This is a genomic window from Proteus mirabilis HI4320, assembly GCF_000069965.1.
GTDB lineage: Bacteria > Pseudomonadota > Gammaproteobacteria > Enterobacterales > Enterobacteriaceae > Proteus > Proteus mirabilis.
On the sequence record NC_010554.1, the window covers coordinates 322,039 to 344,536 of the forward strand.

The following is a 22,498-nucleotide window of genomic DNA, read 5'->3' on the forward strand; positions in this document are numbered from 1 at the left end:
TAAAAACATAAAGGAATTGTGAGTATTTTTACGTAAAAAAATAAAAGATAACAATTTGATTTTTAATAATATTTTTTTATTTCTCTCTTTTTATTAATAAAGCTTTAATAAATATATTTGAATTTTTTATAAAATATTATGACTAATTGATGTTGATAAATAATGTAGTGCGTTTATTTGAGGAATTATGAATATAGCGATGACAGAAAGATATAAATGGTTATTGTTTTTCCTATTTATCTTATTAACTTATTTTATTCCTTTAGAAACGCGACTGTTATGGCAACCAGATGAAATTCGTTATGCTGAAATTAGCCGTGAAATGTTAGTTTCTGGCAATTGGTCAGTGCCTTATCTTCTTGATATTCGTTATTTTGAAAAACCTGTTTTAGGATATTGGATCAATTGTATTGCTCAATGGCTATTTGGTGAAAGCCATTTTGCGGTGCGTATTGTTGTAGTAACATCAACCTTATTAACAGGATGGCTTATTTATAAAGCGGCAATGGTAGTTTGGCGCAATAGCGCTCTTGCTTTTAATGCTATGACCGTTTTTTTATCTTCTTTTCTGGTATTAGCAATAGGTACTTATAATATATTAGATCCTATTGTGACGCTGTTTGTGACCGCTGCAATGTACTCATTTTTAGTTGCGTTATCGACCCCGAATAAAAAGGGCAAAATAATTGCTTATATGGGTATTGGCTTTTTTTGCGCACTTGGTTTTTTAACAAAAGGCTTTATTGCGGTTGTTTTACCTGCATTAGTTTTTTTAGTCATGGCAATTAGTCAAGCTCGCTTTAAAGAAGTGGTTTGCTATTCCTCTATTGCACTGTTAGCTCTCGCTATTACCGCTGGACCTTGGGTGATTACTGTTGCATTACAAGCACCGGATTATTGGAATTATTTTTTCTGGGTTGAACATGTACAGCGTTTTATTGCTAAAGAGTCTGCTCGCTCACAACCAACGTGGTTCTATATCCCGATAGTTATATTGGGTGTATTGCCTTGGCTAGGTTTTTTATTTGGTGCATTAAAATCAGCTTTCTCTTTAAAAAAAGGTACACTCTATTTTCTGCTGTGGTTTACTCTCTTTTTTGCTTTTTTCTCAGCCTCAAAAGGAAAACTATTAACCTATATGCTACCGTGCTTTGTGCCATTATCTATTTTAATTGCACACTATATCGAAGAGTTAAAAGATAGACCTGATGAGAAAATTAGCAAAGTGAATGCATCTATCAATATTGCTTTTGGGCTAATGGGTATATCAGCCGTTATCTATTCTTTATACAGTGCCAAATTTGCGCTTTATGATACGAATGAAACGTTAAAAATAGTGTTAGCAATAAGTGGGTTTTTATTTTGGAGTGTGATTGGTGCGGGGGCGCTGTTTAGACAAACACAGTTTTTAACGATGTTTTGCTCTATCGGACTAAGTTTAGTTATTGGCTATGCAATCCCAGAAAAGATAGAAAGTAGGAGTACACCAGAAAATATTATCCAACGTTATTATGAGCCTTTGAGTAATAAATCGTATCTTTTAACGGACGAAGTTGGTATTGGTACATCACTTGCTTGGGGACTAAAACGTACTGATATTCGTTTAACAGAGACGAAAGGTGAGTTGGCTTATGGTTTAAATTACCCAGATGTAAAAAATAAATACTATAGCCTTGAACAGCTATTAGCATTAATTGAAGCAAACCAATATAAAGGGGTAGCGATTGTTTTAGTCAGACCTGATAGAAAGCAGATTTTGACTAAATTGACTACATTAAAGGAAAAGCCGATAGTAGAAAAAGAGGGCGATTTAACGCTGGTGTTCTTTAATTAGCTGAATTGCTTTAATATTTATTTTGCTGTGATGTTTTTTCTCAGTGAGTATTGATCATGTATTACGATTTTGCTTTTCGTGTGATTTATATGTGATCTAGATTAAAAAACAGAATTTGTCGGTAAATATATTTTGCTCTTTGTCGTTTTAATGGTAGGTTTAAAATGTGTCCATTAGAACGGAGTTAGCTAAGCACTATATGACAAGTCACTTAACTTTATCAGAACCCCCACCCAGACAAAATGTACTCATGAATAGGGGGAATTTATGCTGATTTTTTTAACTGAATGTATTATCGGTCTGGCATCAATTGCTCTTACTCACCGTGTATTAATGTTGTACGGTAATAAAAAGAAGTGATGAAAATACGATATGCTAATAAGCTAAGTAACCTATTAGACTAACTATCATAGACGCAAAGCCCTATAACCTGATTAATTATAGGGCTTTTATTATAGTATTGAGTTAAATTAAATATATATTTTCAGCTACTGAAAATAGTTTTCAATAATTTTTATTTTTTCAATATCTAGAGTATTGGTATATTGATGTAATAATGCCCAAGCTTGAATATAATCATATTTGGCTTTGATTAAATCTTGCTGCGCTCTATATAAAAGCTCTTCCGCATTAAGCACATCAACCATCGTTCGCTGACCACCAATATAGCTTTTTCGTGTTGCATTTAATTGTAACTTAGCGGAACTAACGGCTTGCTCAAAAGCCATCAATTTAATATGGCTCGTTGAGCAAATTTGATATTGATATCTTAATTCCTGCATAATATTTTGAATAATAGCATCCCTTTCAAATGCACTCATCTGATATTTTGCTGTCGACTGACGCATTGATGCCGTTGTTTTACCCCCATTAAATAAAGGCATACTGACATAAAAACCCACGTTAGCAGATTGGTATTTCTGGTTAATGGTATTATTACTATCAGAATTACTACTAGAGTAAGCCGCATAAAATTGTACTGTTGGGAAAAATTCTCCTCTATTTTTCTCAATCTCTTGTTTAGCTATCGCCATTTCATGACGAGCAGATTGTATCTTTAAGTTATTTTGTATGGCATTTTTTTCCCATGTGGAATAGTCATCGGGAGCCAGTGATTGAAGAACAAACTTTGTATCAGTTAGCTTTGCGATGTGCTCATGAGTAGGCAATTGTGAACCGATCATAGCACTGAGTTTGTTTTTAGCCTTTTCAATTTCTAATTGAAGATCGGTATATTGTGACTGGGTTAAATATAAACGAGTCTCTATTTCAGCAATATCTGTTTTGGTTCCTTCTCCTAACTCAAATAGGCGTTGACTTGAAGCTAGTTGTTTTTGATAGATTTCTTGCTGTGCTTGATTTAGCAATAATTTATCTTGTGTATAAGCAACTTGAATATAATTATCAATAAGTCGAATAATTAATTCTGAAAATTTATTTTGATAATGACTGTCTGCTAATAATGTTTTAATGATAGAAGCTTTGTATTCACTAAATGCGGTGTAGTCAAATAGTGGTTGACTAATAATCGCGTTGACAGAATAGCTTTGATAGTTTTGATACTCAACTGTTGTTATTTTATCCTGAAATATATTTATTGGATAAGCCTTACGTTGCCAGTTGCGAGGATTATTTTTGTAATTGACAGAAATATTGGGTAGCAATTGTGATAACCCGATATTTTCATACTCTTTACCTGCTACTTGCTCTTTTACCGCAGCATTAAATGTGGGATCATGTTTAATCGCTAAAAAATAGAGATCAGACAGTGTAACCGCTGAAGCTGGCAAGCTTAGGAGTCCTACGGAAAAAAGTGTAAAAAGTTTTTTTATTAGCATCATTATTCTTCCGTTAATGAAGTATGGAGCCTATCCAATACTGGTTTGAAAAGATAATTTAATAATGAGCGATCGCCAGTTTTAATAAATACATCAACGGGCATACCTGCTTTCAATTTATTTTTATTATCTGCTAATAATGTATAATCTTTTATGTTAATAAGAACTTGATAATATGGCTCAGTTGTTCGTTCATCAATTAATCTATCGGCAGAAATAATCGTTACTTCACCAGGAATTTTTGGCGTGGTATTTTGATTAAAGGCACTAAAGATCAAATCAACGGGAAGGCCAGGAGTTACCTTATCAATAAGATGCGGAGCAAGACGCGCTTCAATAACAAGTTGATGATCTTCAGGCACTATATCCATCAATGTCTGACCTGTTTTTACAAAGCCACCTTGGGTAAAAACAGAAAGATCCATCACAGTACCCGATATCGGTGCGATAATTGCCATTTTAGCTAATTTATCTGTTTCTATAATAAGTTGTTTTTCTGTTTCACTGATTTGTAATTGTATTTTATTTAGCTCTGTTCGAGCTAGTTGGTGGAAATTGGCATTACGTTGCAATATTCTTTGCTCATATTCTAATTTTTGTTTTTCTAATGCACTTATTTGCCCAAAAGTCTCGTTGAGTTGATTATTATTTTCTGCTAATTCTCGCACCATTTCTTGATATCGATGACGAGGAATATATCCTTCATTAGCTAATATTTGTAAATCATTAAGCTGATTTTGTAGATTACTAATTTGACTCTTTTTATTCTGAATTGAGCGCTTTAGATGGGTTAGGCGACCAGTAATGCCATCGATAGCTGCTTTATAACCATTTATTTCACTTATTAATTCTGCACTTTTTTCATTTAATAAACGATTTTGTTGTAGTAATAACTTCTCTCTATTTTCAGTAGATGAATAGTATTTATCGCTATTATTTAATTTAAATGAAGTTTGTTGATTAAGTTCAGCGTATAATCTTTGTTGAGTGATCAGTAAATTATCATATTGCTCTGATAACGATTTTACTAAGGCTTGAGATTGAATAGGGCTTAGTTGTATCAGGGTTTGTCCGGCAGATACCGGATCACCATTTTTTACAAAAATATGAGTAATAATACCTTCAACAGAAGACTGTACACTTTTTTTATTCCCCGATATTACTACGTTTCCTATTGCAGGAACGCCTTTATCAAGGGGCGCGAAAGCAGCCCAAAAAATAAAAATTGCTAAGCCTAATAAAACCACAGTCCATCCAATAACGAGAAATTTCTTTGGATCATCTGAAATTTTTTCTGACAGTGGTATAACATTTTTTTCTATAGTCATAATCAATTCCGAAAAATTAAGCGTTATTTGAGGTTGCTGGTGTTGAAGAAATAGTGTTTGCCGTTTTTGTGATAGTTGGATTATTTAATTCAGCAATAACAGACGCCGTTGGACCGAATAATTTGGTGTTTCCATCAAATATCACTAATAATTTATTAGTGACAGAAAGTAGCTGTTTTTGGTGGGTAATTAAAATAACGGTTTTTTTATGCTGTTTTAATGTTTCGATCGCCTGTGTTAACGCTCTAATACCTAAATCATCTAAATTAGAATTTGGCTCATCTAAGACAACTAACGTGGGATCGCCATATAATGCTCTGGCTAATGCAATACGTTGTTTTTGTCCGCCGGATAATCCTTCACCGTGAGCACCAATTTGGGTTTCATATCCTTGAGGAAAGCGTAAAATCATCTCGTGTACATGTGCCATTTTGGCGGCTTGGATCACTTTTTGAGGATCAACCTCAGTAAAGCGTGCAATATTTTCAGCGATAGTGCCGGGGAAAAGGGCGATTTCTTGAGGTAAATAACCAATATGTGGGCCAATTTCTTCTTTACTCCACTGAAAGATATCCGCATTATCTAATCGCACAATGCCTTTTTTGACCTGCCATATACCGACAATAAATTTTGCTAAAGAAGACTTACCAGAAGCACTCGGGCCAATAATACCTAGTATATCTCCCGGTAATAGAGCAAAATTGATATTATTTAGTAATATTCTGTCACTGTGTGGATACACGGCTTCATCGATATTAACAAGTAATTGGCCTTGAGGCTTAGGTAAGGCCATTTTTTTATTTTCTTGAGGGTATGTTTTTAATAAAGTTGTCAATCGATTGTAGGCTGCTTTACTACTATCCCAACTTTTCCATACATTGATCACTTGCTCAATAGGGGCTAATGCTCGACCTAAAAGTATTGAACCGGCAATCATCATTCCAGGACTGATAGTATTATCAATAGCAAGCCATCCCCCTAAACCTAGCATTAAAGATTGTAATGCCATACGTGTTACTTTTGTGATAGCGTTAATACCAGCTGCATTATCACTGGCTTGTGTTTGTGCTTGTAAATATTTGAAATGAGAGGTTTGCCATTGTTTACGTAATTGACTAAGCATTCCCATCGCTTCGATAGTCTGTGGATGTTCTAAATGATGACTTTGTATTAGTTGTGCTTGATTGGCAAAATTGTTCGCTTTTTTTAAATGATTTTTAGATAGATATTCATTAAGGATAGCCAAAGCAAATAAGATAAGGGCACCACAAAGTGCAAATAATCCTAACCAAGGATTAAATAAAGTAATAACTAAAAGGTAAATAGGGAACCAAGGTAGATCAAAGAAAGTGAATATGGCATGACTAGTAATGAATTGTCGTAAAGTAATTAGATCTGTTAATGCTAACGTTGGATTAATATTCGCTATTTTGTTTAATTTTTCTCGGTAAGCTGCAGTATAAATGCGTGAATTAAGTGATAAATCTAATTTATTACTCATACGTATAACAATAATGCTTCTTAAATATTCTAATCCTCCCATAAAGATAAAAAGAGCTAACATAATGATTGTTAGCATCAATAGTGTCATTTCATTACCTGATGGTAATACTCGATCGTAAACTTGTAACATATAAATAGAAGGGACTAACATTAATATATTAATTAAAGCGGTAAATAGCCCAATAGAGAGAAAAACTTTTCGTCTCTCTTTTATGATACTTGTTATCTCGTTATTATATTTTATTTGTGGCATGTGGTATTCCTGATTTAATTTGTCTATTTTTAGTACTAAATATCTTTTGTTGGTCTTAAAGAAGCGTCTATTTTCACTTTATTTATTATTATGAATATCAAAATAGCTTCATTTAAAGCAAAAGAGAGTAGGAGAAATAACTTTCTCCTACCCAACTATGACTTAAACAATAAAATCAGTTTCGTAATTAACAAAACCTACGATATCAATTTTAAAATCAGGATTATAATTATAGCCATAAGCATTAATGGCTAATTCAGAAGCATTGGTTACTTCATTATAGCTAAGAGTTGCTTCGCCAGCATTTCCTGTAAAATTATCAACAAAGTTAAGAATTTTGCTACTAAATGTATCTTGAATTAATGTTGATAAATCAATTTTATCAATACCGGTTTTGAAATCCATTATTTTATCTGCGGCTGATACTAAAGAATCTGCAATTTCTTTATAAATAAAGGTATTGCTTCCTGTGCCACCATGTAATGTATCTTGTCCACGACCACCATAAATAGTGTTATTACCACTATGGCCATAGATAATATCGTCTCCTTCGCCTCCAATAAGAGTATTATCAGCATCATTACCATGAATAATATCATTACCAAAACCACCAATTGCGTTTTCTATGGTAACATTTTGTGCAATAGAAACATTTTTCTGTAATCCCCCCACATCAGAAAAGTTCCCAGCACGTAAATCAATCAGTTGATCTTGATAGAAGCCTGAGAAATCAAATGTATCGTTACCACCACTATCCCATACAGAGAAAATTAATTTATCATTGCTATCAGTAGCCGTATAATAATCAATCCCAGTATTTGAATTGAAACCATATACATCATCACCTGTTCTGGTAGTCGTATTTGCGCCATAGAGATATTGCATAGCAGAAATATCATGAAGGAGAGGGGCTCCGGCATAAGCACCTTGGAAGTGGGCGCCTGTTTCATATTCATCCCAATAGCTCATTACTGTATATTGGCGACTATCTTCCGCATAATCAGATTTTAAATAACCTGGAACATTCTGACCTGCGTTATAATCACCAGGATGCATAAGACCCAGTGTATGACCAATTTCATGGATAATAGTTAAACGACCATAATTACCCAATTCTGGTGTAGTATTACCTGCATAATGATAATCACTAAACCATGCTTGGCCAGAAAGATCTTTTCCATAAGCATAGGTATTAGGCAATGTTGCATAAGCCTGAAATGTGCCATTGGGATCATAGATATTACCAAAAGTAATATCTGTTTTTACGTCAGAAGCCTTCATTCCATCAACATTCCCAACAGCAACTTCAGTAAATTTAATATTTGCAATGTCAGACCATGCATCTAAAGATTTTCTTGCATGCTCTTTTTGTAATTCATTAAATTCATAAGGATTCTTATTACCAAATTGATTAAATTTGCCTTCCCATTTTGGGAATGAATAAGTCACCTCAGCGGGTTGCCCAATAACATATTTGCCATTCCAAGTGGAATCTTCACGGGCTATATGTTTTCCTGCGGTATCATAATCAAAAGAAGGTAATACTTTGGTTGAATAGTTATAGAAGATCCCGCTTTTATCTAATAAATCAGAAATATTAGATAACCCAACGGCTTTTTTTAATAAAAAAGATCCCATAATATCCTCCAGATATAAATTTAGGTTAAGTTTATTTTCATACTGAAAATATATTTATCTGGCGAATGCCATTGAGGATAAAGATAGACATTAATTATTATTAATCTAGGGGGGTAAAATAAGTTTTTAAATAATTGTGAAGTAAAGTGTGTTTTAAGTCAGAATAATTTAATGAGGTGAATATAAGTATAGTTATATTTTATTTTTAGATGATTTCTATTGTTAGTTATTGTTTTATAATTGAAAGGAAAATTTTACTTAAGTTTGATTTTTAATTTAATTAATGGGTTTGTTTAAAATTAATGTATCGTTTATTATGTTAAGTTGTTTGATGTTTGATGTTTGATGTTTGATGTTTGATGTTTGATGTTTGATGTTTGATGTTTGATGTTTGATGTTTGATGTTTGATGTTTGATGTTTGATGTTTGATGTTTGATGTTTGATGTTTGATGTTTGTTTTATTTCTATAGTAATAATAATATTGGTGAATAATAAACAAAATAAAAATAACATAATGTATTATTTTTATACTGCTAAAAAACAGAACATCTAAATAAAAAAGGACTACAATATAATCATAATCCTTATTGTTAATTAGAATAATATCTTTATATATCTAAAAGATCATTGTAACTTAATATACCCTCAAGTTTTATAAAGATAGTCGAATGATGGTCGTTATTGGCTGTTGAAATAGTTATTGTGGTTTTATTTGTATGAATATCATTATGTAAAACTATTTCATTTTCATTTCCTGATAATTGTTCTACTCGTTTCATTTTTGATATATCGATTTTTTTATAATTTTGATCAACAAAAATAATTTTGTCTTCATTCGTATTAAAATCAAAAATTAAATTATAACTTTTAGCGCCTTTATAGCATAAGAAGTTAAAAGTATCATTTCCTTGTTCACCATATAATAGATTAGTACCTAATCCACAATAAAATATATCATTCCCTTCACCACCTTGAAGTTCATTTCGTCCTGCTTTTGATATCGAAAATAATAGATCATTGCCTTTACCGCCAATGAATGTATTATTTCCATAATAATCAACAAGGGTATCATCTCCATCACCACCAAAGAGTTTATCATTACCTTTATTTCCATAGAGGTAATCATTACCCATACTACCATGGAGAATATCATTACCCATACCACCATGGAGAATATCATCACCTATACCTCCATAGAGATAATCATTGCCTATATCACCATAGAGAATATCATTACCCATACCACCATAGAGGTGATCATTACCCAAACCACCCTTGATAGTATCATTACCATCACCACCTATAAGTTCATTATTAGCACTATTTCCTATGATAGTATCATGACCTGATCCACCAATAGCATTTTCAATAATCGTTTTGTAGGCAATAGAGATATTACTCCGTAACCCGCCAATATCTGAAAAGCTACCTTCATTTAGGTTAATAACTTGATTAACGGTATATAGGGAAAAGTCTAATGTATCAATTCCCCCCGAATCCCAAATACAACTTACTAATTTATCTTCTATGCTTTTTAAGGAGTAAGCGACACGTCCGGTATTAGAATGAAATCCATAGATATTATTTTCAAGGCGTGTGGTCATATTTTCGCCATAGAGTTGTTGCAATAATAATATATCTAGCAGCATAAAGGTCATGGGATAAAGACCACCAAAATCAGCATGCTCTGAGGTTGGTATATCATAACCCATAACAGAATATTTCAATGAAGCTAATACATGATTTTTATCTTTATATTCTAAGTATTGCCAACTATGGCTTAGCCCGAGTGCATGACCAACTTCATGCAAAACAACTTTATAATGATATGTACCTGGCTGATATTTATTATTTTTTAGTGTTTCAATTAGAGTATTGGTTTTTTTTATTATCAGAACAGTACCATTATCTTTAAAATTGAAAGCATCACCAATATTACCTTCTGTTTTTATATAATTATCAAGATCATTTTGATGTATTATCTTATAATATTGGTGTGATGATAAATTTAAAAATATAGTTCCAGAGTATTGGTATTGTTCATCAATATTTATCTTTTTTATAGGGGTTGAATACCTGCTAGGATAGGTTGCAAAACCTCTGGTGGTATATGAAAATTCTATTGAACCATGACTAATATGAAAATCATCGTAAAAACCAAATTTTATATCGGCATCGAATTCTGGATTAGATGCAACAAACTTTGCTTGTGTTATATAGGCAATTTCATTAAGAATATCGGAAATAACTTCTTGTTGATGAGGATATATGGTTGTTTGTGTATTATAAAAATAAGGATGTATACTATTCTTATTTTTATTAATACTATTTTCTATATCCTCTATATCTTTTTCTAATTCAGCTATTTTACTTATTGAATATTTATTTCTATAATATTTTAATGAAGCGATTTCTTTTTCTTTTTTTTCCTTAAGATAGGTCAATTCATATACTTTAGCGGTATGTTTTATTGATTCTATTCTATCTTTTTCTGTTACTGAATATTTTTTATTTGAGTAATTTCTTTTTTTATCATAATCAGGGAATATATATGTTATTTTGGTGATATTACTATGTGGTTGTTTAGGCCAACCATACATATAATTTATAACAATTTTACCATCAGGTAGATAGAAATAAGTTGGTTTTTTTATTGAGTTAAAACTATTCATACTAAATCCTTTTACCAAAAGAGAATTTTCTATATTTCTTAATTTTATAATTAATGGAGATATATATGGGAATAAATTTTATAAAAACACACTATTTATTAGTATGTTTTTTAGTTGATTACTATTAATTATTTATACGCATATTATGCTAGATTATTATTAATGTAATAATTGATGGTTATTTATAGAGTAATAATTTAAAATTTTACAAATCATATGGTGAAATGTATTTATACCGCAAAGAGTTCATCGTGGTTAAATATACCGACAATCTCTATATGTACAATGGACTTATTGTCGTTAGAAGATGTTGAAACATCTATGATGGTCTTATTGGCTGGTTTGTTATAATTTAATGAAAATTCATTTTTACTTCCTGATAACTTATCAACTTTTTTCATTTTTGATATATCTATTTTTCTATAATCTCTAGTGATCAACGTTATTTTATCCTTGTTTTTTTCAAAATCCCAAATTGAGCTATTGCTTTCAACTCCCTCATAACAGAAAAAATTAAAGGCATCATTTCCTTGTCCACCTGTTATACGATGAGTTCCTGTGCCCAAATATATTTCATCATCACCTTCTCCCCCTAGAATGATATTTCTACCTGGAAGCCCTCTATCTGTTGAGGCTACACAGATCCGATCATTACCCTTACCACCATCTAACATATTAGCACCATAATAATCGATAAGCATATCATCTCCATCATCACCATAGAGCACATCATTTCCCAATTCTCCGTATATAACATCGTTTCCAGAGCCACCATAAAATAAATCATTGCCATCACCGCCATAGAATAAATCATTGCCATCACCACCTATGAGGTTATTATCAAAAGGATTTCCTATGAGAGTATCATCACCTTTACCACCAATCGCATTTTCAATAATCGTTTTATAGGCAATAGAGATATTACTCCGTAATCCTCCAATATCTGAAAAACAGCCTTCATTGAGATTAATGACTTGATTAACGGTATATAGGGAAAAGTCTAATGTATCAATTCCACCCGCATCCCAAATACAGCTCACTAATTTATCTTCTATGCTATTTAAAGAGTAAGCGGCGCGTCCCGTATTGGAATTAAATCCATAGGTATTATTTTCAAGACGTGTGGTCATATTTTCGCCATAGAGATATTGTAACAATAATATATCTACTAGCATAAAGGTCATAGGATAAAGGCCACCAAAATCTGCATCTTTAATATCAGGACACTTATAGCTCATAACTGAGTATTTAATTGAATCTAATACTTTATGCTTTTCATTTAGTATGTATTCCCAAATATGAAATAGCCCTAGAGAATGACCTAATTCATGTATAAAAGTATGATATACAAATGAGCCGATTTTATGTTTATTTTGTTGGTATTCTTTGCGTAACTCATTATTACCCCTTGCTATTGTAATAGTTTTATCATTATTAATATAATATATATCATAGATATCTGCCTCATTTTCTATATATTCATCAATATTATCTTGCTTAATTGTTTTATAATATTCGCGTGAAGAAAAATCAATAAATATAGTACCCGGATCATCATGTTCTTCATCTGGTTTTATCTCTTTTATAGGTGTACCTTCCTCGTTAGGATGACTAGCACTGCCTTTTCGATAACCTGAAATGAATTTTGTACCAGATATATTAACAAATTGATTATAATAGCCAAATTTTAAATCAGCATTGGTATATGGTGATATTTTTTTAAAAAATATAGGTACGATATCTGAGGTGTGTTGTAATATTTCTTCGATAACTTTTTGTTGATGAGGGAATATTGTTTCTTGAGTGGAGTAAATATAGATAGGTATATTATCTAGTATAGTATAAATATCATTTGCTATTTTTTTTATTCCTTCTTCTAATTCTTTTATTCTTTTTTTTGAAGCCTCACTATCTTTATCTTCAATGGTGTTTAATTCTTGTTTTTTTTGTTCTCTAATATTTACTAACCTATAATATTCATATATATCTTTTAGCGTTTTTTTTCTCATGTTTTCTGTTAATGGGTTTTTATTTTTTATAATTTCTCGGTATGTGTTATGATCTGGAAATGTATAAGTTATTGTTGTTATTTCATTTGGTGATTTTTTTGGCCAACCTATCATAGTTCCTGTTGTGATGATCCCTTTAGGTAAATAGAAATTAGTCGTTTCTTTAACATTTTTTACTATAGTCATATAAATTCCTTTCTTATTTAATAATAAATTATTTGCATTAATTATTATAAAATAAACTTATTCTATAATTAGCTAATTATTGTATTTTTGTTGTTTTATTACTTTTTGAAAAAACACATATCAGTATTTTTTATATTATTAGTTGGTTGTTATATTTATAGAAATAAAGTTTATAGAAACACACTATTTATTAGTGTGTTTTTAGTTGGTTATCGTTATTATGCTGGATTATTATTAATATAATAATTAATGATAATTTATAGAGAAATAGTTTAAAATTTTAACAAATCATATGGTGAAATGAATTTATATCGCAAAGAGTTCATCGTGGTTAAATATACCGACAATTTCTATATGTACAATGGTATTATCGTCATTAGAAGATGTTGAAACATCTATGATGGTCTTATTGGCTGGTTTGTTATAATTTAATGAAAATTCATTTTTACTTCCTGATAACTTATCAACTTTTTTCATTTTTGTTATATCTATTTTTCTATAATCTCTAGTAATCAATGTTATTTTATCCTTGTTTTTTTCAAAATCCCAAATGAAACTATTGCTTTCAACGCTCTCATAGCAGAAAAAATTAAAGGTATCATTTCCTTGTCCACCTGTTATACGATGAGTTCCCGTGCCCAAATATATTTCATCATCACCTTCTCCCCCTAGAATGATATTTCTACCTGGAAGCCCTCTATCTGTTGAGGCTACACAGATCCGATCATTACCCTTACCACCATCCAACATATTAGCACCATAATAATCAATAAGCATATCATCTCCATCATCACCATAGAGCACATCATTTCCCAATTCTCCGTATATAACATCGTTTCCAGAGCCACCATAGAATAAATCATTGCCATCACCGCCATAGAATAAATCATTGCCATCACCACCGATTAGGTTATTATCAAAAGGATTTCCTATGAGAGTGTCATCACCTTTACCACCAATCGCATTTTCAATAATCGTTTTATAGGCAATAGAGATATTACTCCGTAATCCTCCAATATCTGAAAAACAGCCTTCATTGAGATTAATGACTTGATTAACGGTATATAGGGAAAAGTCTAATGTATCAATTCCACCTGCATCCCAAATACAGCTCACTAATTTATCTTCTATGCTATTTAAAGAGTAAGCGGCGCGTCCCGTATTGGAATGAAAACCATAGGTATTATTTTCAAGACGTGTGGTCATATTTGGGCCATAGAGATATTGTAATAATAATATATCTACTAGCATAAAGGTCATAGGATAAAGGCCAGCAAAATCTGCATCTTTAATATCAGCAAATTGATAGGCCATAACTGAATATTTATATGTTAAAATTACATCATTTTTTATATTTTTTAAATATACATTTATGTGCATTAGCCCGAGTGCATGACCTAATTCATGTATAAAACAAAGATATTCATATGATCCTAGTTTGTGTTTACTTTTCATTGTTTCGTTGAGTAACACATCCGTACTTTTTATTATAGCAACTTGATTATTATCATGGTAATTATATAAATCACCGGGATTGGCCTCATTTTCTATATATTTATCAATATTATCCCCGTTTTCCCATTTATAAAATTCATGTGTAGCTAAATTAATAAATATGGTTCCAGGGATATCATAATCTTCATTTGGCCCGATCTCTTTTATAGGTGTACCGTTATAGTTAGGATATTGAGCAAAGCCTCCATTTCCTCTCGTCATAAAAAAAGTAGTTGAATCTTTGTAAAAATGATTGAAATAGCCAAACTTTAAATTGGCATTTTTTTGTATAGGTACTCTAGTAAAAGTAAGGTCTGCGAAATCTGAAGCCAATTGTAAAATTTCTGTGATAACTTCTTGTTGATGAGGAAATATCGTCATTGGTGTAGCCAAAAAATATAAAGGTATGTTCTTTATTATCTGGCCACTTCTCTCACTCTTTGATTTTATATCTTGATTTATTTCCTCAATTCTTTTTTGGAAACCCTCACTATCTTTATCTTCAATAGCTTTTAGTTCTTTTTTCATTTTTTCTATTTCATAGTCTAATTTGTAATATTCTGCTAGCTCCTTTAATGCTTCTTTTTTTTGACTTTCTGTTATCGGATGTTTATTTCTTATATTTTCTGACCGCTCACTGTAATTAGGAAATGTATAGGTGAGATGCGTTGTTCCATCTATTGAATTTTTAGGCCAACCTGATATAGCGCCTGTTGATATAACCCCATCAAGCAAATAGAAGAAAGTTGGTTTTTTAGTGTTTTTTATTAATTTCATATAATGTCCTTTTTATTTAAAGATAAATTATCTATGTGTTTTTTTACAAAATAAATTAATGTTTAATAGCAGGCTAATTATTGTCTATTTGTTTTTTAATTTCTTTTTTAAAAAATACCTGTCAGCATTTCTACATTATTAGTTAAGATTATTGTTATGTGTTTGTATTATTGGCAACATGATGTATTATTATTTTTAATAAAAAAGGTACCGCAATATTATTACAGTGCCTTTTCTATTTTTTCTGTTACTGAATTTTTTGGTTTAAATAATCTCTTTTTTATCATAATTAGGAGGTATATAAGTTATTTGTGTGATATTACTATGTGGTTATTTAGCTCAACCATACATATCATCTATAACTATTTTACCATCAGACAAATAGAAGTAAGTTGTTTTTTTATTGAATTAAAACTATTCATACTAAATTCTTTTTACCAAAAGAGAATGTTCTATATTTCTTACTTTTATAATGATAGGAGTATATATAGAAATAAATGTTATAAAAACATACTATTTATTTCGTATATTTTTAGTTGGTTATTATTAATGTTTATACGCATATTGTGCTGAATTGTTATTAATAATTGATGATTATTTATAGAGAAATAATTTAAAGTTTTACAAATCATATGGTGAAATGTATTTATACTGCAAAGAGTTCATCATGGTTAAATATACCGACAATCTCTATATGTACAATGGACTTATCATCGTTAGAAGATGTTGAAACGTCTATGATGGTTTTGTTGGCTGGTTTGTTATGATTTAATGAAAATTCATTTTTATCTCCTGATAATTTATCAACTTTTTTCATTTTTGATATATCTATTTTTCTATAATCCCTAGTGATCAACGTTATTTTATCCTTGTTTTTTTCAAAATCCCAAATTGAACTATTGCTTTCAACGCCCTCATAGCAGAAAAAATTAAAGGTATCATTTCCTTGTCCACCTGTTATACGATGAGTTCCTGTGCCCAAATATATTTCATCATCACCTTCTCCCCCTTGAATGATATTTCTGCCAGGGAGCCCTCTATCCATTGAGGCTACACAGATCCGATCATTACCCTTACCACCATCCAACATATTAGCACCATAATAATCAATAAGCATATCATCTCCATCATCACCATAGAGCACATCATTTCCCATTTCTCCGTATATAACATCGTTTCCAGAGCCACCATAGAATAAATCATTGCCATCACCGCCATAGAATAAATCATTGCCATCACCACCGATTAGGTTATTATCAAAAGGATTTCCTATGAGAGTATCATCACCTTTACCACCAATCGCATTTTCAATAATCGTTTTATAGGCAATAGAGATATTACTCCGTAATCCTCCAATATCTGAAAAACAGCCTTCATTGAGATTAATGACTTGATTAACGGTATATAGGGAAAAGTCTAATGTATCAATTCCACCCGCATCCCAAATACAGCTCACTAATTTATCTTCTATGCTTTTTAAAGAGTAAGCGGCGCGTCCCGTATTGGAATTAAATCCATAGGTATTATTTTCAAGGCGTGTGGTCATATTTGGGCCATAGAGATATTGTAATAATAATATATCTACTAGCATAAAGGTCATAGGATAAAGACCGCCAAAATCTGCATCTTTAATATCAGCAAATCCCATGCCCATAACTGTATATTTATATGTTTCAATTGCACTATTTTTTATATTTTTCAAATATGCATCTATGTGCTCTAGCCCTAGTGCATGACCTAATTCATGCAAAAAAACATAATATATTTGTGATCCTAGTTTGTGTTTACTTTTCATTGTTTCGTTGAGTAACACATCCGTACTTTTTATTATAGCAACTTGATTATTATCATGGTAATTATATAAATCGCCGATATTGGCCTCATTTTCTATATATTTATCAAGATTATCCCGTTTGACCCATTGATAAAAATCATGAGAAGCTAAATTAATAAATATGCTCCCAGAGAAATCATAACTTTCATTTTGCCCGATCTCTTTTATAGGTGTACCATTATAGTTAGGCTTACTAGCAAAGCCTACTGTTTCTCTCGTCATATAATAACCAGTTGCAAACTGCTTGTAATAGCCAAACTTTAAATTGGCATTTTTTTGTATAGGTACTCTAGTAAAAGTAAGGTCTGCGAAATCTGAAGCCAATTGTAAAATTTCTGTGACAACTTCTTGTTGATGAGGAAATATCGTCATTGTTGTAACGGAAAAATATAAAGGTATGCCTTTTTTTATCTCGTATCTTCTCTCGGTCTTTAATTTTATATCTTCATTTATTTCCTGAATTCTTTTTTTGGGATCCTCACTATCTTTAATGGCTTCTAGTTCTTTTTTTCTTTCCTTTATTTCATAATCTAATTTGTAATACTCTGCGATATTCTTTAGCGTTTCTTTTTTTTGACTTTCTGTTATCGGGTATTTCTTTCTTATATTTTCTGACCGATCACTGTAATTAGGAAATGTATAGGTGAGATGTGTTGTTCCATCTGTTGAATTTTTAGGCCAGCCAGATATAACCCCTGTTGATATAATCCCTTCAGATAAATAGAAAACAGTCGGTTTTTTAGTGTTTTTTATTAATTCCATATAATATCCTTTATTATTTAAAAATAAACTATTTGTGTGCTTATTATAAATAGTTTGCATTTTTATTATTTAATAATTTGCTAATTATTGTGTTTTTAATTTTTTATTTCTTTTTGAAAAAACACATGTCAGTATTTTGTTACATTATTATGTTGTTATATTATTAGTTGATTGTATTGTTAATAAGATAATATGTTTCCTGTTAAATAGAAAAGGCACTGCAATATGATTACAGTGCCTTTTCTATTTATTATTATTATGATAGTTCCCTGGTGAGGCTATCTTTTTGATAACACCTAATTTAAAACCTAATTTATGTTATCAGCTAGGTACTACTGCGATTTGTTTGATTTCTATGTGAAGAAGGTAATATTTTTTATTATCTATTTCCTTTAAACTATATATGGCTAAATTATTTGATGTCTATTTTTTATACATATTCTTTATCTTTGGTGGAGCAATAATAAAATGTCTTATATATCAAGAGAAAAGATAGATTACTTGTCCATTGGTCATCGACTGCGTGCTTATCGTATTGCCTCCTCATTAAAAGCTGAAGATGTAGCTGAAAGTTTAGGGATCTCCCGTGCCGCTGTCTATCGATTAGAAAAGGGTGAAATCGTTAAAATTGAGACATTAGATAATCTTGCTCGATTACTTAACACCTCATTAAGTAGCTTATTAGGTATTAATACGGAGTATTACTCTAGCGCTAATGGTTTTTTTGAACGAATGCGCCAACTTGAAACACAATCTTCCCATATTTATACCCATTTCGAACCCTTTTCTTATTTATTAACCTCTGATTGTTATGATAAAACGCTTGTCGAAATGTTAACAGAAGCCTCTCCTGAAAATGCGCTAACAAAGAAGCAACAAGAAGTTTTATCTATTTTAAAAGAGCGTAAAAAGCATCAATCATTACACTCACCGCATATTTATAATTTAATTAGTCAACAGCAAATCGAAAAATTTCTTTATGTTGGTATGCTAGGCTCTGTTAATGTAAGTAAAGCCATTCAACAAGAAAGAAAACAACGCGCAAAACAAGAAATCAGCCATTTAATTGAAAAGTTAGAGCAAAAAAATAGTCATCTTAATATTGCGATTATTTCAGATACGATGCCATCTTTAACCTTTCAATTGTTTTATCAAAACAAAGCACCTCTCTCTTTAGCGGTTAGTCCATTTCGTTTAGGTGAATTTCCTAATGTAAGTACGGGTATTGCGACAGTATCTTCATCAACAGAAGCAATATTCCAATATCAATCTCTGTTTGATACGTTATGGGCAAAAGCAATAAAAAATGATGATGCCATTACACGCTTAAAAGAGATTATCAGTCATTATTGATTAGCTAGAACACCTAATGTTTCCGCTAAGATATCTGCAGCTATTGCAATATCACTAAACTCCGTAAATTCATCTGGGTGATGACTAATCCCCGCAACAGAGGGGGTAAAAATCATCGCTGTCGGGTATAAAGATGCCATATTCATTGAGTCATGACCGGCACCACTTAACATAGTCATATAATTGATATCGTGTTTTTGACAAATATTTTCAATAACTTGGCAAATTGAGTCATCCAGTTTTACTGGTGATTCAGCCGAAATAGGTTGCACTATTATTTTTACACCAAAATCTTTTTCTGCTTTCTCAACACTGTTTGTTAAACGCTGTACAACACGTTGAATACTGTCCGTATCAATACCACGAATATCCACGGAGAATTTTACTTGCCCTGGAATAACGTTCATCGAGTTTGGTATGACATTAAGTTTACCAATGGTACCTACGGTGCCGTATACCGCTTCCGTACAGGCAGCATGATTGATATCAGTAATAATACCCGCACTCGCCACTAACGCATCTTGACGTTGATACATTGGCGTTGCACCAGAGTGGTCTGCATGGCCATTTACGGTGACTGAAAAGCGTGTTGGCGCAGCGATACCATTGACAATTCCAATTGTTTTTTGATCGTTTTCTAGACGTTTACCTTGTTCAATATGTAATTCAACAAATGCACTATAACGGTCTGATTTAAGTAAACATTGATCTAAGTTTTCATGCTGATAACCAAGGGATTTTAAAACATCAAAGAAATTATTACCTTCATCATCTCTATTTTGTTCCCATCGAGTACGGTCAATTTTTCCTGTTAGCACTTTACTTCCGATACATGAAAACCCAAATCGGCTCGATTCTTCTGCTCGGAATACAATTAACTCTAGATCACGTTTCAGTTGTTGTGGTTTGTATTGCATCAAAGCATAAAAACCAGCAATAACTCCTAAGGCGCCATCATAAGCGCCCCCTTGGGGAACGGTATCAAGGTGAGAGCCTGTTCCTACGGCGGGTAATGTTCTATCTTGCCCCGGTAAGCGAGCGTAGAGTGTGCCAATACCGTCACGATAGACTTCAAGGCCTGCCTCTTTCATTACACTAGCAAGATAGAGATGGGCTGCTTCATCTTCTTCGCTATAGGCAATACGTGTTATCCCTTTGTCATGGTTATCTTTTTTATAAATTTGCATTGTTTCAATTAATGTTTTCATATCATTAATTGAAAAGTCTGTTGCTGTAATTGGTTGAGTCATAAGGTTATTCTCCGGTGTTTTCTGTAAAACTGTCTAAAAAATGAGACAAATAAAAGATTAAAAAAGCCATCTTTTATAGATGGTCTGCTATTTTTATAATCGTTACTTATTATATTTACTTCTCAGAATTTATTTCGTCAATGGTAAATAAGAGGGATTTTATATTCTGTGAGATAGGGCGTAATTAAAAAGAGATATATTTCTGACTTATTTCATAAATGAATCATTATTGTGTTAAAGATGTTATAAAAGATAAATAAAATAAGATGTTGTACTGATATTAATCTTTCTTATTTTTAACATAAATGAAAATTATTCTCATGGGGTATATTGGATGATATTCTCATCCAATATATTAATAATTAAATCTAGAAGAAGTATTTAAAACGTGCTCTTACACCATAACGATCTTTATCGCTATTTTCTATTTCAATATCTTTACCATTAATAACAGAATAATATGCACCTAAATAGATTTTAAAATTATCCATATCTAAAATATTAGATAATTCATATGAGGAATAGAGAGTGTGGATATTATATTTTCCTGGGCCAAATATAATATCATTATTGTTATCATCATCACTATTAATAGTATATGACTTAATATTATTATGGGCATAGATATAGCCTAATTGTAATTTACGCCATAAAATATTAGTACCTGTTGTAAAGTCGTTCTCATCGTTAGCGTCTAAATAAGCGGTATTCCAATTTATTGTGACACCATTTTCAGGATTTTGTTGTAGATTGCTCCAGCCTAAAGTTAATCCATAACCGTTGCGTTTGGATTGGTCTCTAAATTCACCCGTTTTTTTATCATCATAACCATAAGCATTATTGATAATATTTTTTTCTAAGGCTACAGCAACTTTAAAATTATTGTTATTCCATGCAATAACTGGGCGAAAATAAATAACATTTTTATTATTATATAGTTTATTTCCGTGATATTCCTTGTTAGCAAAAATAGACGTTCCATCTTCAATTAATAAATTAGTTTCAAAATACCAATTATTATATTGGCTATTAAACATCATGCTACCACCGCTATTGCTTCTCCCTCGACCTTCTTTCATCATGTAGATATAACCAAAACCATCACTATAAGTATCATTTGCAGTGTTGCCTGAATATTCAACAAAAGTATCTTGATTAAGCGGGAACATGTCATAAGCTTCATAACGACCTAACTTAAATTGCCAACGCTCTTTTTTACCAAAATAAAAAGCGGCATCATCAAGTGATACCTTACCATCAATATTTGCCAGTGGTTGAACAGTGAAGCCTGCATAATTTTTATTATCTAACAGACGCTCTCCGTCTAAGCCAATTAATATACGCCCATTGATCCCCCATTTATCATAATCGCCATAGTCTTTTTCTTTACCTGAGCGCATGTTAATGGAGGTTAGCTGACCTTTTTTACTTGCAATATCTGTATTAAATTCAACATCACCATATAACTTGAGTTTTCCATAACCGGTATTTGTTTCTATCAGCGATGATGGTGGCGCAGTTATAGTTTCGCTAGTTTGTGATAGATTGTTATTAAGCGCCTGATTTTGTTTTAACGCATTTTCTAACTTAGCGGCACGTTGCTCTGCTAACTCAGCTCTTTTTTCAGCGGCTAACGTTCTCTCTTCTAGTCGAGCTAAACGTTGTTCTATCGATAATTCATTTGTATTGGCGTGAGCAATTGTCGGCACGGCAATGCCGATACAAGTCGCTATCGCAAGGTGTTTGATGTTCATTGTTTATTCCTT

General features: G+C 31.7%; 12 protein-coding genes. 2 read left to right on the forward strand and 10 right to left on the reverse strand.

Annotated elements, in window-relative coordinates; genetic code table 11:
* The first annotated feature begins 187 nt into the window (after positions 1-187).
* Positions 188-1,834, forward strand: coding sequence for a lipid IV(A) 4-amino-4-deoxy-L-arabinosyltransferase (gene arnT, locus PMI_RS01335; protein ID WP_012367533.1), 1,647 nt, complete (start codon positions 188-190; stop codon positions 1,832-1,834).
* A 488-nt stretch (positions 1,835-2,322) separates the two neighbouring features.
* Here the strand turns inward: arnT and PMI_RS01340 are convergent, their stop codons facing one another.
* The 8 genes from PMI_RS01340 to PMI_RS01375 all read right to left on the reverse strand — a co-directional run bounded on the left by PMI_RS01340 (position 2,323) and on the right by PMI_RS01375 (position 18,129).
* Positions 2,323-3,675 (reverse strand): TolC family outer membrane protein, encoded by a 1,353-nt coding sequence (locus tag PMI_RS01340; protein ID WP_012367534.1) that lies wholly within the window; start codon positions 3,673-3,675, stop codon positions 2,323-2,325.
* The gene (locus PMI_RS01345; protein WP_004247333.1) at positions 3,675-5,000 is read right to left on the reverse strand and encodes an HlyD family type I secretion periplasmic adaptor subunit; all 1,326 of its coding nucleotides are present in this window, start codon (positions 4,998-5,000) and stop codon (positions 3,675-3,677) included. Before PMI_RS01345 ends, PMI_RS01340 begins: the two co-directional genes overlap by 1 nt.
* Before the next feature lie 16 nt (positions 5,001-5,016).
* Complete coding sequence (locus PMI_RS01350) at positions 5,017-6,756, reverse strand: type I secretion system permease/ATPase (protein WP_004252439.1); 1,740 nt, start codon at positions 6,754-6,756, stop codon at positions 5,017-5,019.
* Positions 6,757-6,918: 162 nt separating this feature from the next.
* Positions 6,919-8,394 carry a serralysin family metalloprotease ZapA gene (gene zapA, locus PMI_RS01355; RefSeq protein ID WP_004244908.1) on the reverse strand — a complete coding sequence of 492 codons (1,476 nt, stop codon included), beginning with the start codon at positions 8,392-8,394 and terminating at the stop codon, positions 6,919-6,921.
* Between the two features lie 609 nt (positions 8,395-9,003).
* Entirely contained in the window at positions 9,004-11,067 is a 2,064-nt protein-coding gene (locus PMI_RS01360; protein ID WP_012367535.1) for a M10 family metallopeptidase, read from the reverse strand.
* Between the two features lie 230 nt (positions 11,068-11,297).
* Positions 11,298-13,262: a M10 family metallopeptidase C-terminal domain-containing protein gene (locus PMI_RS01365; protein ID WP_012367536.1), complete on the reverse strand. Its 1,965-nt coding sequence runs from the start codon at positions 13,260-13,262 to the stop codon at positions 11,298-11,300.
* 306 nt (positions 13,263-13,568) lie between these two features.
* Positions 13,569-15,533 carry a M10 family metallopeptidase C-terminal domain-containing protein gene (locus PMI_RS01370; RefSeq protein WP_012367537.1) on the reverse strand — a complete coding sequence of 655 codons (1,965 nt, stop codon included), beginning with the start codon at positions 15,531-15,533 and terminating at the stop codon, positions 13,569-13,571.
* Positions 15,534-16,179: 646 nt separating this feature from the next.
* Positions 16,180-18,129: a M10 family metallopeptidase C-terminal domain-containing protein gene (locus tag PMI_RS01375; protein ID WP_012367538.1), complete on the reverse strand. Its 1,950-nt coding sequence runs from the start codon at positions 18,127-18,129 to the stop codon at positions 16,180-16,182.
* 468 nt (positions 18,130-18,597) lie between these two features.
* On the opposite strand from PMI_RS01375, the gene PMI_RS01380 reads away from it, so the two are divergent.
* On the forward strand, positions 18,598-19,482 hold the full coding sequence (locus PMI_RS01380) for a helix-turn-helix domain-containing protein (protein ID WP_004244894.1): 885 nt from the start codon (positions 18,598-18,600) through the stop codon (positions 19,480-19,482).
* Here the strand turns inward: PMI_RS01380 and PMI_RS01385 are convergent.
* Together PMI_RS01385 and PMI_RS01390 are read right to left on the reverse strand one after the other, a co-directional pair.
* Positions 19,476-20,732 (reverse strand): Zn-dependent hydrolase, encoded by a 1,257-nt coding sequence (locus PMI_RS01385; protein ID WP_004247342.1) that lies wholly within the window; start codon positions 20,730-20,732, stop codon positions 19,476-19,478. The two genes, PMI_RS01380 and PMI_RS01385, sit on opposite strands and share 7 nt — an antisense overlap.
* A gap of 368 nt (positions 20,733-21,100) precedes the next feature.
* Positions 21,101-22,486: a carbohydrate porin gene (locus tag PMI_RS01390; protein ID WP_012367539.1), complete on the reverse strand. Its 1,386-nt coding sequence runs from the start codon at positions 22,484-22,486 to the stop codon at positions 21,101-21,103.
* Positions 22,487-22,498 lie beyond the last annotated feature (12 nt).